The following is a 13,131-nucleotide window of genomic DNA, read 5'->3' as shown; positions in this document are numbered from 1 at the left end:
GGTTTTGTAAAGAAAAGAAAAAGGCCGCATGGCGGCCTTTTATCTGACGCAGGTGCATGGCACCTTTTCGTTAAACCGGCGTCAATTAACGCGGTAAACTGATCTTGCGCTCTTTGGAAGGGCGGTAAAGAATAAGCGTACTACCGATAACCTGCACGTTGCAGGCACCCGTTTCACGCACGATAGCATCGGCGATCAGGGTTTTGGTCTCGCGATCTTCAGCAGCGATTTTTACTTTGATCAGCTCGTGGTGCTCCAGAGCCTGTTCAATTTCAGCCAGCACCCCTTCGGTGAGACCGTTATTACCCAGCATGACAACCGGTTTTAACGGATGCGCCAGGCCTTTCAGGTGCTGTTTTTGTTTATTATTCAGATTCATTGTCTTTTTTGCTTAAGTTGGGATTGAAAACGGTACATTCTACCGCCATCTCATGTGTATCACCAAATCGGTCTTCACCGATGAGAGTCTACGTGAGCAGCGAACCTGACATAAGACTCTTTTTAGGATAGTTGGAAAACGAGATGGCAAATAAAAAGCGTTCGGCGAGTTCCAGTCGCTGGCTTCAAGAACACTTTAGCGATAAATATGTACAACAGGCGCAGAAAAAAGGGCTGCGCTCTCGTGCCTGGTTTAAACTTGATGAAATACAGCAAAGCGACAAACTGTTTAAACCGGGTATGACGGTAGTGGATTTGGGCGCGGCGCCAGGCGGCTGGTCGCAGTATGTCGTTACCCAGATCGGCGGTACCGGGCGGATCATCGCCTGTGATATTTTACCAATGGATCCTATCGTTGGCGTCGATTTCCTCCAGGGCGATTTTCGTGATGAACTGGTATTAAAGGCGCTGTTGGATCGTGTAGGTGAAAGCAAGGTTCAGGTGGTCATGTCTGACATGGCCCCGAATATGAGTGGCACCCCGGCGGTCGATATTCCAAGATCGATGTATCTGGTGGAATTAGCACTGGAAATGTGTCGTGATGTCCTCGCACCAGGCGGAAGTTTCCTGGTGAAGGTGTTCCAGGGAGATGGCTTTGACGAGTACCTACGGGAAATTCGCTCCCTGTTTACGAAGGTTAAGATTCGTAAGCCAGACGCTTCCCGCGCCCGTTCGCGCGAAGTGTACATTGTAGCGACAGGGCGCAAACTGTAGTACCCTAACGCTGTTTGTTAACACAGTTGTAATATGAGGTTAATCCCTTGAGTGACATGGCGAAAAACCTAATTCTCTGGTTAGTCATCGCGGTAGTGTTGATGTCTGTATTCCAGAGCTTTGGGCCCAGCGAGTCGAATGGCCGTAGGGTGGATTACTCTACCTTCATGTCCGAACTGACCCAAGATCAGATTCGCGAAGCGCGAATCAACGGACGTGAGATCAACGTTACCAAGAAAGATAGTAACCGATACACGACTTATATCCCCGTCAACGATCCAAAGTTGTTGGATACGTTACTGACGAAGAATGTGAAAGTTGTCGGTGAACCGCCGGAAGAACCGAGTTTGCTGGCTTCTATCTTCATTTCGTGGTTCCCGATGCTGTTGCTGATTGGGGTCTGGATATTCTTTATGCGGCAAATGCAGGGCGGCGGCGGCAAGGGCGCGATGTCCTTCGGCAAGAGCAAGGCCCGCATGCTGACCGAAGATCAGATCAAGACCACCTTTGCCGACGTTGCCGGTTGCGACGAAGCAAAAGAAGAAGTGAGTGAACTGGTTGACTACCTGCGTGAACCGAGCCGATTCCAGAAGCTGGGCGGCAAGATCCCGAAAGGCGTGCTAATGGTTGGCCCTCCGGGTACCGGTAAGACGTTGCTGGCGAAAGCCATCGCCGGCGAGGCGAAAGTGCCGTTCTTCACCATTTCCGGTTCCGACTTCGTGGAAATGTTCGTCGGTGTGGGTGCATCCCGCGTTCGCGACATGTTTGAACAGGCCAAGAAAGCCGCGCCTTGCATCATCTTCATCGATGAAATCGACGCCGTCGGTCGCCAGCGTGGCGCCGGCCTGGGTGGTGGTCACGATGAACGCGAGCAGACGCTGAATCAGATGCTGGTTGAGATGGATGGTTTTGAGGGCAACGAAGGCATCATCGTCATCGCGGCTACTAACCGTCCTGACGTGCTTGACCCGGCGTTGCTGCGTCCAGGCCGTTTCGACCGTCAGGTAGTGGTCGGCTTGCCTGACGTGCGTGGTCGTGAGCAGATCCTGAAAGTGCACATGCGTCGCGTGCCCTTGGCGGCAGATATCGACGCGTCGGTTATCGCTCGCGGTACCCCGGGTTTCTCCGGTGCCGATCTGGCCAACCTGGTCAACGAAGCCGCGCTGTTCGCTGCCCGTGGCAACAAACGCGTGGTGTCGATGGTCGAGTTCGAAAAAGCCAAAGACAAAATCATGATGGGTGCGGAACGTCGCTCGATGGTAATGACCGAAGCGCAGAAAGAATCGACCGCCTATCACGAAGCGGGTCACGCGATTATCGGCCGCCTGGTTCCGGAACACGATCCGGTGCACAAGGTGACGATTATTCCACGTGGCCGTGCGTTGGGTGTGACCTTCTTCCTGCCGGAAGGGGATGCGATCAGCGCCAGCCGTCAGAAGCTTGAAAGTCAGATTTCTACCCTGTACGGCGGCCGTCTGGCGGAAGAAATCATCTACGGGCCGGAAAAAGTGTCTACCGGTGCCTCGAACGACATCAAGGTCGCGACCTCTATCGCGCGTAACATGGTGACCCAATGGGGCTTCTCCGAGAAGCTGGGGCCGCTGCTGTATGCCGAAGAAGAGGGCGAAGTGTTCCTGGGCCGTTCAGTGGCCAAGGCGAAGCATATGTCTGACGAAACCGCGCGCATCATTGACCAGGAAGTTAAATCCCTGATCGAACGCAACTATATCCGCGCGCGTTCGCTGTTGATGGAAAACATGGACATCCTGCACTCGATGAAGGATGCCCTGATGAAGTACGAAACCATCGACGCGCCGCAGATTGATGACCTGATGAACCGCAAGGACGTGCGTCCGCCAGCGGGTTGGGACGATGCGAGTAAAGGCAATAACTCCGACAATGGTGGCACGCCAAAAGCCCCTACGCCGGTTGATGATCCTCGTACGCCAAATCCAGGCAATACCATGTCTGAACAGCTCGACAAGTAACATCGACTGTGTAATAACATCAAACCCCGGCATGCCGGGGTTTTTTTATTGCCCGCAGGCAGTTGAACAGCAACAGTAAGGTGGAATATAGATGCAGTTAACCGTGCGCGACATGACGCTCGATCTCTCCCATCCGCGGGTGATGGGCATCCTCAACGTTACCCCGGATTCCTTCTCCGATGGCGGCAAACATAACACGTTGAATGATGCCTTGCTGCATGCCCATGGATTGATCTCTGCCGGCGCGACGATGATTGACGTGGGCGGTGAATCGACCCGACCAGGCGCGGCAGAGGTCAGCGAGGACGAGGAGATGGCGCGCGTGGTGCCGGTCGTTGAGGCGATTGCCCGGCGCTTTGAGGTATTTATCTCGGTGGATACCTCCAAACCGGGGGTGATTCGTGAATCCGCCAACGCCGGTGCGCATCTGATCAACGATGTGCGTTCCTTGCAGGAACCCGGGGCGTTGGCGGCGGCGCTCGACAGTGGTCTGCCGGTGTGTCTGATGCACATGCAGGGCGAGCCGCGCAACATGCAGCAGGCGCCGCGCTATGATGACCTGATGGGCGACGTGATGGCCTTTTTCCAGCAGCATATCACCCGTTGTACTGCGGCGGGCATAGCAAAACAGAAATTGTTGCTCGACCCGGGCTTCGGTTTCGGTAAGAATCTGGCGCATAATTACCAGCTGTTGGCACGGCTGTCCGAATTTCACCAGTTCGGCCTGCCGCTGTTGGTGGGCATGTCGCGTAAATCGATGATTGGGCAATTGTTGAACGTGCCACCAGAGCAGCGGGTTACCGGCAGCGTGGCCTGCGCGGTGATCGCGGCGATGCAAGGCGCGCAGATCATCCGGGTGCATGACGTTAAAGAAACCGTCGAGGCGATGCGCGTCGTCGAGGCAACACTTTCAGCTAAGGGACAGTAGAGACATGAGCGAGCGTAAATATTTTGGTACCGATGGCATCCGTGGCAAGGTCGGTGACAGTCCGATCACGCCGGATTTCGTCCTTAAGCTCGGTTGGGCGGCAGGGAAAGTGCTGGCACGCCATGGCTCACGCAAAATTATCATCGGCAAGGATACCCGCATTTCCGGCTATATGCTGGAATCGGCGCTGGAAGCCGGTCTGGCGGCGGCAGGGCTGTCCGCGTCGTTTACCGGCCCGATGCCAACCCCGGCGATTGCCTATCTGACCCGTACCTTCCGTGCCGAAGCCGGTATCGTCATTTCCGCGTCGCACAACCCGTATTATGACAATGGCATCAAATTCTTCTCGATCGATGGCGCCAAGTTGCCGGATCACGTTGAAGAAGCCATCGAAGCCGAAATGGAAAAACCGCTGACCTGCGTTGAGTCGGCCGAACTCGGCAAGGCCAGCCGCATTATCGATGCCGCCGGTCGCTACATTGAATTCTGTAAAGGCACCTTCCCGAGCGAGCTGAGCCTGAAAGGACTGAAGATCGTCGTGGACTGCGCCAACGGCGCCACCTATCACATCGCGCCGAGCGTGCTGCGCGAGCTGGGCGCCAACGTCATCGCCATCGGCTGTGAGCCGGACGGCATGAACATCAACGAACAGTGCGGCGCAACCGACGTTCGTCAACTGCAGGAGCGGGTGCTGGCCGAAAAGGCGCATGTCGGGCTGGCATTTGACGGCGACGGCGACCGGGTGATGATGGTAGATCACCTTGGCAATAAGGTTGATGGCGACCAGATTCTGTATATCATTGCCCGAGAAGGGCTGCGTCAGGGCCAGTTGCGCGGCGGTGCCGTTGGCACACTGATGAGCAATATGGGTCTGGAACTGGCGCTCAAGCAGTTGGGCATTCCGTTCGCGCGCGCCAAGGTGGGCGACCGCTACGTGCTGGAAAAACTGCAAGAGCTGGGTTGGCGCATCGGGGCGGAAAATTCCGGCCACGTGATCCTGCTGGACAAGACCACCACCGGTGACGGCATCGTGGCCGGTCTGCAGGTATTGACCGCCATTGTGCGCAACAACATGAGCCTGCACGATCTGTGCAGCGGCATGAAATTGCTGCCGCAAATTCTGGTTAACGTCCGTTTCACCGGCGAGCATAACCCGCTCGAGTCGGAATCGGTACGTCAAGTGACCGAGGCGGTGGAGGCCGAACTGGCTGGGCGCGGCCGCGTGTTGCTGCGTAAATCCGGTACCGAGCCGCTGATCCGCGTGATGGTGGAAGGCGAAGATGAGCAGCAGGTAACCGAACTGGCCAACCGTATCGCCGAAGCGGTAAAATCTGCGGGTTAAAACAGACGGTTAACTTCCCTGGGGGATATTTGAACCGCTGGGTGTGGTGCGTTTGCTGTTTTTTTCCGCAAACGCGCCTGCCGCAGCAAATTGCCCTTGCACGGTTTGACGGCTTTGGTTAGTATTCACACCCGCTTCAGTAGGCTGTTGATAACAACGCCTGCGACTTCGTTTAGAAGCATTTGGGGTGAGAAGCATTTGGCACGCGGTGAAGCCGCAAGGATACGGGTACAACTATGTACGAAGCTCTTCTGGTAATTTTCCTGCTGATTTCGATCGGGCTTGTGGCTCTGATCATGTTGCAGCAAGGTAAAGGCGCTGATATGGGAGCCTCATTCGGAGCAGGTGCGTCTGGCACATTGTTCGGTTCGAGCGGTTCCGGTAACTTCATGACCCGCATGACGGCTGTTTTGGCGACGCTGTTTTTCGTCATCAGTCTGATCCTGGGCAACCTGAGCAGCAACCAGAGCAAAAAAGGCAGCGAGTGGGAAAACCTGGGTCAGCCGGTTAAAACCGAGCAGACTACCGCGCCGGCAGCACCAGCCAAGCCGAGCAGCGATATCCCGCAATAAGCCGTCAGCAGCAAAGGTGTTTAAACGGTGGTTGGCAGCAATGCAAACGGCCGTTGCAGTAAGAATCAGTACCGAGGTGGTGGAATTGGTAGACACGCTACCTTGAGGTGGTAGTGCCCTAACGGGCTTGTGGGTTCGAGTCCCATCCTCGGTACCAATATCCCAGAGATAACTTGCATTTTTGCGATTATCAGCGTAGTATTTGCCACGTTTTCGGACGCGGGGTGGAGCAGCCTGGTAGCTCGTCGGGCTCATAACCCGAAGGTCGTCGGTTCAAATCCGGCCCCCGCAACCACTTTCCTTTAAGTGTTTATTTTCAAATACACTTTTCGATTGAATCCGCTTTTCTCGAACAACATTTGAAAATGACACTTGTCAGAAAGTTGTACCGAAGCCGCATTGCGGCAAACAGGGTCCAGTTGCATAAAGCCCCGAATTTTCGGGGTTTTTTGTTATTTGGCAACAGAATCACTGGGCTATTAAGCCCTTTTTTTATGTCTTGGGGGTGGGCTTGTCCACATTAGAGCAAAAATTGACAGAGATGCTTTCGGCACCGGTAGAGGCGTTGGGCTTTGAGCTTGTAGGCATAGAATTTATTCGTGCGCGCCAATCCACGCTCCGCATCTATATTGATAGTGAAAACGGCATTAATGTTGATGATTGTGCTGATGTCAGCCACCAGGTCAGCGCCGTATTGGATGTCGAAGATCCGGTTACGGTCGCTTACAACTTGGAAGTCTCCTCTCCTGGCCTTGATCGCCCGATGTTCACCGCAGAGCACTATACTCGTTTCCTCGGTGAAGAAGTCAGCCTGGTCCTGCGCATGGCGGTACAGAACCGCCGTAAGTGGCAGGGCATCATCAAGTCTGTCGAAGGCGAAATGATCACGGTTACTGTGGATGGGAAAGATGAAGTGTTCGCGCTGAGCAATATTCAGAAAGCGAACCTGGTACCCCACTTTTAAAGTTTGGATGAGGCAACTAGGATGAATAAAGAGATTCTGGCTGTTGTTGAAGCTGTTTCCAATGAAAAATCCCTTCCGCGTGAGAAGATTTTTGAAGCGCTGGAAACCGCATTAGCCACCGCAACCAAGAAAAAATACGAGCAGGAAATTGACGTGCGCGTCAGCATCGATCGCAAAACCGGCGATTTCGATACTTTCCGTCGCTGGGTCGCCGTTGACGAAGTTACCCAGCCTACGCGTGAAATCACGCTGGAAGCGGCTCAGTATGAAGACCCAAGCATCGAGTTGGGCGGGTATGTCGAAGACCAAATCGAATCCGTCACCTTTGACCGCATCACCACCCAGACCGCCAAGCAGGTTATCGTACAGAAAGTACGTGAAGCCGAGCGCGCGATGGTGGTCGACGCCTTCCGTCAACACGAAGGTGAAATCGTCACCGGCGTGGTGAAAAAAGTTAACCGCGACAGCATCGCGCTGGACCTTGGCGGTAACGCCGAAGCCGTGATTGGCCGTGAGGACATGCTGCCACGCGAAAACTTCCGCCCAGGTGACCGCATCCGCGGCGTACTGTACGCTGTTCGCCCGGAAGCACGCGGCGCACAGCTGTTCGTCAGCCGCTCCAGCCCGGAAATGCTGAAAGAACTGTTCCGCATTGAAGTGCCGGAAATCGGCGAAGAAGTCATTGAAATCAAAGCGGCAGCCCGCGATCCGGGTTCCCGCGCCAAAATCGCCGTTAAAACCAACGACAAGCGTATCGACCCGGTCGGTGCCTGCGTTGGGATGCGCGGCGCTCGCGTTCAGGCCGTTTCGAGCGAGCTCGGCGGCGAACGTATTGATATCGTGCTGTGGGACGACAATCCGGCCCAGTTCGTCATCAATGCCATGGCCCCGGCAGACGTTGCCTCGATCGTGGTTGATGAAGATCGGCACACCATGGATATCGCCGTTGAAGCCAGCAATCTGGCACAGGCGATTGGCCGTAACGGCCAAAACGTGCGTTTGGCTTCTCAGCTCAGCGGCTGGGAACTGAACGTGATGACGGCGGACGATCTGCAAGCCAAGCATCAGGCCGAAGCTCATGCCGCCATTGATACCTTCACCAAATATCTTGATATCGACGAAGAATTCGCCACCGTACTGGTTGAAGAAGGCTTCTCTACGCTGGAAGAGCTGGCCTATGTGCCAATCAAAGAGCTGCTGGAAATCGACGGTCTCGATGAAGATATGGTTGAAGCGTTGCGCGATCGCGCCAAAGCTGCATTGACCACGCTGGCCCTGGCTCAAGAAGAAAGCCTGGGCGACCAAAAACCTGCTGATGACTTGCTCAACCTGCCGGGTCTTGAGCGCAGCATGGCCTTTAAACTGGCCGCGCGTGGGGTTTGTACGCTGGAAGATCTTGCCGAGCAGGGTGTTGACGATCTGGCTGATATTGAAGGGCTTAGCGATCAGCAAGCCGGCGAGCTGATTATGGCCGCACGTAATATCTGTTGGTTTGGCGACAACGCGTAATAAACTGTAGCAGGAAGGAACAGCATGACGACAGATGTAACCGTAAAATCACTGGCAGCAGAGATTCAGACTCCGGTTGATCGCCTGGTACAGCAGTTTGCTGATGCAGGGATCAACAAGTCTGAGACCGACTCTGTCACCCAGCAAGAAAAAGAAACCCTACTGGCGCACCTGAACCGTGAACACGGCAGCGCGCCAGGTAAACTGACGTTGCAGCGCAAAACGCGCAGCACCTTGAATATCCCGAGCACCGGCGGTAAAAGTAAATCGGTGCAAATTGAGGTCCGCAAGAAACGCACTTATGTAAATCGCGATACGCAAGAAGCCCAACAGGCGGAAGCGGCAGAGCAGGCACAGCGTGAAGCGGAAGAGCAGGCACGGCGCGAAGCGGAAGAGCTAGCGAAACGCGAAGCAGAAGCGAAGCGCGCAGCCGAAGAGCAAGCCAAACGTGAGGCCGCTGAAAAAGCTAAGCGTGATGCAGCGGAAAAAGATAAAGTGACCAATCAACATACCGACGAAATGACCAAGCCAGCTCAGGCAGAAAAAGCACGACGCGAAGCCGAAGCCGCTGAACTGAAACGTAAAGCGGAAGAAGAAGTGCGCCGTAAGGTGGAAGAAGAAGCCAAACGCGTTGCTGAAGAAGCGCGCCGCATGGCGGAAGAAAACGGCGAGAAGTGGGCTGAAGCCGACGCGGCAAGCGCCGCTGTTGAAACTGCCGACTATCACGTTACCACCTCCCAGCATGCGCGTGCCGCAGAAGACGAGAACGACGCCAAGGTCGAAGGTGACCGTCGTGCCCGTACTCGCGGTGGCAAATCCACCAAGCAGAAGAAAGGCAGCAAGCTGTCCGAATCCAAGGCCGATCGTGAAGAAGCGCGTGCCGTTACCCGTGGTGGTAAAGGCAAGCGTAAGCCAAGTACGCTGCAACAGGGCTTCAACAAGCCAGCGCAGGCGGTTAACCGCGACGTTATCGTTGGCGAAACCATCACCGTTGCCGAACTGGCCAACAAGATGGCGGTAAAAGGCTCCCAGGTTATCAAAACCATGATGAAGCTGGGCGCCATGGCCACCATCAACCAGGTCATCGACCAGGAAACCGCACAGCTGGTTGCCGAAGAGATGGGCCACAAGGTTATCCTGCGTCGTGAAAACGAGCTGGAAGAAGCGCTGATGAGCGATCGTGATACCGGTGCTGCCGCTGCCGAGCCTCGTGCTCCGGTGGTGACCATCATGGGCCACGTTGACCATGGTAAAACCTCGCTGCTCGACTACATCCGTTCCACCAAAGTGGCATCGGGCGAAGCCGGCGGCATTACCCAGCACATCGGTGCCTACCACGTTGAAACCGACAGTGGCATGATCACCTTCCTGGATACTCCGGGCCACGCCGCGTTTACCTCGATGCGTGCTCGCGGCGCTCAGGCGACCGATATCGTGGTTCTGGTTGTGGCGGCGGACGACGGCGTGATGCCGCAGACCATCGAAGCCATTCAGCACGCGAAGGCGGCTCAGGTGCCATTGGTGGTTGCGGTTAACAAAATCGACAAACCAGAAGCCGATCCGGATCGCGTGAAGCAAGAACTGTCCCAGTACGGCGTTATGCCGGAAGAGTGGGGCGGTGAAGCGCAGTTCGTACACGTGTCTGCCAAAGCCGGTACCGGTATCGATGAACTGCTCGACGCTATCCTGTTGCAAGCTGAAGTTCTCGAACTGAAAGCGGTGCGCAGCGGCATGGCGAGCGGCGTTGTCATCGAATCCTTCCTGGACAAAGGCCGTGGCCCGGTTGCCACCGTGCTGGTACAGGAAGGCACGCTGAACAAGGGCGATATCGTGCTGTGCGGCTTCGAATACGGCCGTGTGCGCGCGATGCGTGATGAGCTGGGCCGTGAAGTGGTCTCTGCCGGTCCATCTATCCCGGTGGAAATCCTCGGTCTGTCCAGCGTTCCGGCAGCGGGTGACGAAGCGACCGTGGTGCGTGACGAGAAGAAAGCGCGTGAAGTGGCGCTTTACCGTCAAGGCAAGTTCCGCGAAGTCAAGCTGGCACGTCAGCAGAAATCCAAGCTGGAAAACATGTTCGCCAACATGACCGACGGCGAAGTTTCAGAACTGAACATCGTACTGAAATCCGACGTACAGGGCTCTTGCGAAGCAATCAGCGACTCGTTGCTGAAGCTGTCTACCGACGAAGTGAAAGTGAAGATTGTCGGTTCCGGCGTTGGCGGGATCACCGAAACCGATGCCACGCTGGCAGCGGCTTCCAATGCCATCATCATTGGCTTCAACGTTCGTGCCGACGCCTCTGCGCGCCGAGTCATCGAAGCTGAAAGCCTGGATCTGCGTTACTACTCCGTCATCTATAGTCTGATTGACGAAGTGAAGCAGGCGATGAGCGGCATGCTGGCACCAGAATACAAACAGCAGATTATCGGCCTGGCCGAAGTGCGTGACGTGTTCAAATCACCGAAATTCGGTGCTATCGCCGGTTGTATGGTTACCGAAGGTAACATCAAGCGTCACAACCCAATCCGCGTACTGCGTGACAACGTGGTTATCTACGAAGGCGAGCTGGAATCCCTGCGTCGCTTTAAAGATGACGTTAACGAAGTCCGTAACGGCATGGAATGTGGTATCGGCGTGAAGAACTACAACGACGTGCGCGTCGGCGACATGATCGAAGTATTCGAAATCATCGAGATCCAACGCACCATCGCTTAACGATCGCATATCTGCTGATACCCAATGGGTAACATCTGTTCTGGGGGGCCTTGTGCCCCCCGATTTGTCTGGAGAATCCAAAATGGCAAAAGAATTCAGCCGCGGCCAACGCGTCGCGCAAGAGATGCAGAAAGAGATTGCCATCATTCTGCAACGTGAAGTCAAAGATCCACGTGTCGGCATGGCGACCGTCTCCGGCGTAGAAGTGTCGCGCGATCTGGCCTATGCCAAAGTTTACGTGACCTTCCTGAACGTGCTGACCGAAAACCACGATCCCGATCTGGTCACCAACGGCATCAAGGCGCTGCAAGACGCGTCCGGCTATATCCGTACGCTGCTGGGTAAGGCCATGCGTTTGCGCGTGGTGCCAGAACTGACCTTTGCCTACGATAACTCGCTGGTTGAAGGCATGCGCATGTCCAACCTGGTGACTAACGTGGTGAAGAACGACGCCGAGCGTCGCACTGCCTCCGGTGATGACGAGGAGGCTTAATGAGTCGCCCTCGTCGCCGCGGCCGTGACATTCACGGCGTTTTGTTGCTGGATAAGCCACAGGGGCTGTCTTCCAACGACGCGCTGCAAAAAGTAAAACGTTGCTATAACGCCAATCGCGCGGGCCATACCGGCGCGCTCGATCCGCTGGCCACCGGCATGCTGCCGATTTGCCTGGGCGAAGCGACCAAGTTTTCCCAGTTTCTGCTTGACTCTGACAAGCGTTACCGGGTGATAGCCCGCCTGGGCCAGCGCACCGATACTTCGGATGCGGATGGCCAGATAGTGCAAGAGCGCCCGGTCAACGTGACCCGCGCGCAGCTTGATGCAGCACTGGATACCTTCCGCGGCAACATTCAGCAAGTGCCATCGATGTATTCCGCGTTGAAGTATCAGGGCAAGAAACTGTACGAATACGCGCGTCAGGGCATTGAAGTGCCGCGTGAGGCGCGCAGTATCACGGTGTACGAACTGACCTTCATCCGCTGGGAAGGGGATGAGCTGGAGCTGGAAATTCACTGCTCCAAAGGAACCTATATCCGCACCATTACCGACGATCTCGGTGAACTGCTGGGCTGTGGCGCACACGTGATTTATCTGCGTCGTTTGCAGGTAGCGAAATACCCAATCGAACGTATGGTGACGCTGGAACAGCTGAGCACATTGCTGGAGCAGGCGCAGGCCGAAGGCATCGCGCCGGGCGAACTGCTCGATCCGCTACTGATGCCGATGGACAGCCCGGTGGAAAACTTCCCGGAAGTTAACCTGCTGCCTGCGGTGGCGGGCTACGTCAAGCAGGGGCAGCCGGTTCAGGCTGCCGGCGCACCGGCACGCGGCATGGTACGTATCACCGAAGGCGATGAGCATAAATTCATCGGCGTCGGCGAGATTGCCGACGATGGTCGGGTGGCCCCAAAACGGCTGGTTGTCGAGCATTTCGATTGACCGGTTAACAACGCCTGGTCTGGCGTTGCTGCTGCGCAGATTGCCTGTTGCTTGAAGGATGACGGGGATCAGAGTAGAATGGCGCAGCTTATGCATTGGGTTGCTGAATTAGAGATCGGCGCCTGTATTTATTATCTATAATCTGGAGTATGACAATGTCTCTAAGTGTTGAAGCTAAAGCTAAAATCGTAGCTGATTTCGGTCGTGGTACTAACGACAGCGGTTCTACCGAAGTTCAGGTTGCCCTGCTGACTGCGCAGATCAACCATCTGCAAGGCCACTTCTCAGAGCACAAAAAAGATCACCACAGCCGTCGTGGTCTGCTGCGTATGGTTTCTCAGCGTCGTAAGCTGCTGGACTACCTGAAGCGTAAAGATGTAGCACGTTACACCAGCCTGATCGAGCGTCTGGGTCTGCGTCGCTAATCGAACAAGTTTCAGTGGAAAGGGGCCTATTTTGGCCCCTTTCTTCTAGGAAGCATAAGCAAATCAGGTTAATGTATTGTTGAGGATCTTCCGGTACAG

General features: G+C 55.4%; 12 protein-coding genes and 2 tRNA genes. 13 read left to right on the top strand and 1 reads right to left on the bottom strand.

Annotated elements, in window-relative coordinates; all coding sequences use genetic code 11:
* Window positions 1–85: 85 nt before the first annotated feature.
* The gene (gene yhbY, locus NYE85_RS02245) at window positions 86–379 is read right to left on the bottom strand and encodes a ribosome assembly RNA-binding protein YhbY (protein ID WP_004933536.1); all 294 of its coding nucleotides are present in this window, start codon (window positions 377–379) and stop codon (window positions 86–88) included.
* Between the two features lie 143 nt (window positions 380–522).
* Between yhbY and rlmE the strand changes: the two genes are divergently transcribed.
* The 13 genes from rlmE to rpsO all read left to right on the top strand — a co-directional run bounded on the left by rlmE (window position 523) and on the right by rpsO (window position 13,032).
* Window positions 523–1,152 (top strand): 23S rRNA (uridine(2552)-2'-O)-methyltransferase RlmE, encoded by a 630-nt coding sequence (gene rlmE, locus NYE85_RS02240; RefSeq protein ID WP_088499850.1) that lies wholly within the window; start codon window positions 523–525, stop codon window positions 1,150–1,152.
* 56 nt (window positions 1,153–1,208) lie between these two features.
* Window positions 1,209–3,140 (top strand): ATP-dependent zinc metalloprotease FtsH, encoded by a 1,932-nt coding sequence (gene ftsH, locus NYE85_RS02235; RefSeq protein ID WP_259002681.1) that lies wholly within the window; start codon window positions 1,209–1,211, stop codon window positions 3,138–3,140.
* A gap of 91 nt (window positions 3,141–3,231) precedes the next feature.
* Window positions 3,232–4,068 carry a dihydropteroate synthase gene (gene folP, locus NYE85_RS02230; RefSeq protein WP_259002680.1) on the top strand — a complete coding sequence of 279 codons (837 nt, stop codon included), beginning with the start codon at window positions 3,232–3,234 and terminating at the stop codon, window positions 4,066–4,068.
* Window positions 4,069–4,072: 4 nt separating this feature from the next.
* Entirely contained in the window at window positions 4,073–5,410 is a 1,338-nt protein-coding gene (gene glmM / locus NYE85_RS02225) for a phosphoglucosamine mutase (protein ID WP_004955912.1), read from the top strand.
* Window positions 5,411–5,646: 236 nt separating this feature from the next.
* Window positions 5,647–5,982, top strand: coding sequence for a preprotein translocase subunit SecG (secG, locus tag NYE85_RS02220; RefSeq protein WP_004933519.1), 336 nt, complete (start codon window positions 5,647–5,649; stop codon window positions 5,980–5,982).
* A 70-nt stretch (window positions 5,983–6,052) separates the two neighbouring features.
* Window positions 6,053–6,139: transfer RNA gene (locus NYE85_RS02215), tRNA-Leu, on the top strand.
* Between the two features lie 61 nt (window positions 6,140–6,200).
* Window positions 6,201–6,277 (top strand) — tRNA-Met (locus tag NYE85_RS02210).
* Window positions 6,278–6,493: 216 nt separating this feature from the next.
* The gene (rimP, locus tag NYE85_RS02205) at window positions 6,494–6,946 is read left to right on the top strand and encodes a ribosome maturation factor RimP (protein WP_071586634.1); all 453 of its coding nucleotides are present in this window, start codon (window positions 6,494–6,496) and stop codon (window positions 6,944–6,946) included.
* A gap of 21 nt (window positions 6,947–6,967) precedes the next feature.
* Window positions 6,968–8,455, top strand: a complete 1,488-nt coding sequence (gene nusA / locus NYE85_RS02200) for a transcription termination factor NusA (RefSeq protein WP_004955905.1) — start codon at window positions 6,968–6,970, stop codon at window positions 8,453–8,455.
* Window positions 8,456–8,479: 24 nt separating this feature from the next.
* Window positions 8,480–11,170 carry a translation initiation factor IF-2 gene (infB, locus tag NYE85_RS02195; protein ID WP_004955904.1) on the top strand — a complete coding sequence of 897 codons (2,691 nt, stop codon included), beginning with the start codon at window positions 8,480–8,482 and terminating at the stop codon, window positions 11,168–11,170.
* 82 nt (window positions 11,171–11,252) lie between these two features.
* Window positions 11,253–11,663: a 30S ribosome-binding factor RbfA gene (rbfA, locus tag NYE85_RS02190; RefSeq protein WP_004955903.1), complete on the top strand. Its 411-nt coding sequence runs from the start codon at window positions 11,253–11,255 to the stop codon at window positions 11,661–11,663.
* Entirely contained in the window at window positions 11,663–12,607 is a 945-nt protein-coding gene (gene truB, locus NYE85_RS02185; RefSeq protein WP_259002679.1) for a tRNA pseudouridine(55) synthase TruB, read from the top strand. Before rbfA ends, truB begins: the two co-directional genes overlap by 1 nt.
* Window positions 12,608–12,762: 155 nt before the next feature.
* Window positions 12,763–13,032, top strand: coding sequence for a 30S ribosomal protein S15 (rpsO, locus tag NYE85_RS02180; RefSeq protein ID WP_010279698.1), 270 nt, complete (start codon window positions 12,763–12,765; stop codon window positions 13,030–13,032).
* Window positions 13,033–13,131: the final 99 nt, after the last annotated feature.

The sequence above is a fragment of the Serratia sp. AKBS12 genome, from assembly GCF_024793895.1.
In the GTDB taxonomy this organism is placed as follows: Bacteria; Pseudomonadota; Gammaproteobacteria; order Enterobacterales; family Enterobacteriaceae; genus Serratia_F.
This window is presented reverse-complemented; position numbering and strand designations above follow the sequence as displayed.